Origin of the sequence: Fulvivirga kasyanovii, assembly GCF_009711405.1 — a bacterium.
Lineage (GTDB): Bacteria > Bacteroidota > Bacteroidia > Cytophagales > Cyclobacteriaceae > Fulvivirga > Fulvivirga kasyanovii.
Window position 1 is genome coordinate 1 of the sequence record NZ_SMLW01000166.1, and the last position, 1459, is coordinate 1459.

The following is a 1459-nucleotide window of genomic DNA, read 5'->3' on the forward strand; positions in this document are numbered from 1 at the left end:
TCTTTCGGATAATCTTTATCAGTATCATTAAACTTTTCAAGAATCTCATGCTTCTCCTGTTCAGTTATTATGGTCAATTTACTAACCTTCTCCGCTGGTTCGGCCAAAACCTGATCAATCAAATTAAACAAGTGGGACATTAACCTGTCGATGAATTCCTGGTGGTACATTGCAGTATTGACCGCCACTACAAAACGAATATTCTCCCCCGGTTCTATAGTCACCGTTAAATCATAGCTGGTTTGTTCATAAACTTCTGCCGAGGAAATCGAAAATCCCGTCTCTTCCGACTGATGGAAAACGGTATCTTCTAATTCTTGAGTCAAAGGGTAATTCTCGAATACAAGAATATGGTCTATGAGATCATTCTTCAATAAACTCTGGGATTGAATCTCATGAAGAGGAACGTGATGGTAAGGCTCTGAATCTAAAATATTGGATTGTACTCCTTGAACCAATGACTCAAAGGTTTGATCGCTAAGATTTAATCGAACAGGTATAGTATTAATAAATAACCCTAAAATGTTTTCTACCCCTGATAGTTCTGAAGGCCGGCCGGATACTACTGAACCAAAAGTAATATCCAGTTGATTGTTATACTTGGATAGTAGTATCCCCCATAATGCATGGATAACAGAGCTCAAGGTTGTTTGACAATTATTAGCTAAGGCATTTAAACCCGAGCTTTTGGCTGCATCCAACTCATACACTTTTTCAATCTGAACAAAATCATCTGTCTTTTCAGATAGCTTACCCGGTATTTCCAATTGATGATCATAGCCAGAAAGATAATCCTTCCAGTATTGTTTGCCCTTATCCCCATCCTGCTCTGACAACCATGATATGTACTTCCTGTAAGGGACAACCGAACCCAAAGATGCAGAGCGTCCATATAGGAAACTCTTGTATAGCTCCATGAAATCATGAATGATGATACTCATACACCACCCATCCATTAAAATATGATGATGACTCCATATAAACGCGTAGCTGTCATCGGTGAGTTGGAAAATATGTACCCGCATCAGCACATCACGACTTAAATCGAACGTATTAGACCGGTCCTGAAGTTTGAAAGCCTCAATGAAATCATTTTGATTTGTCTCATCTCTTTTATCCTCAAAAACCAGTTCTATAGGACGAGACTTTAGTAAGACCTGTAACGGACGGTCCAAACCTTCATGAACAAACGCAGTCCTTAGTATTTCATGCCGATCTGTAAGTTGTTCCAAACTCTTTTTAATCAATGGTATATCTAGTTTACCATCTACCTGATAGGAGATCTGTTCAAAATAAGCACTCGATTCTGAATCTAACAGAGAATTAAACAACATCCCTTCCTGCATCGGACTTAAAGTGCAAATCTCCTCGGCATCATATAATTCCTGAATCTGGTACAATTGATCGAAGGTCAATCCTTTATACATATAATCACTAGGGGTATATTCTCGGGTAGAGA

At 38.7% G+C, this 1459-nt stretch carries 1 protein-coding gene; it reads right to left on the bottom strand.

The genetic code is table 11. The annotated features are described in order from the left end of the window. On the bottom strand, positions 1-1427 hold a 1427-nt coding region (locus E1163_RS00535; RefSeq protein WP_246223447.1), incomplete at its 3' end, for a condensation domain-containing protein. Positions 1428-1459 lie beyond the last annotated feature (32 nt).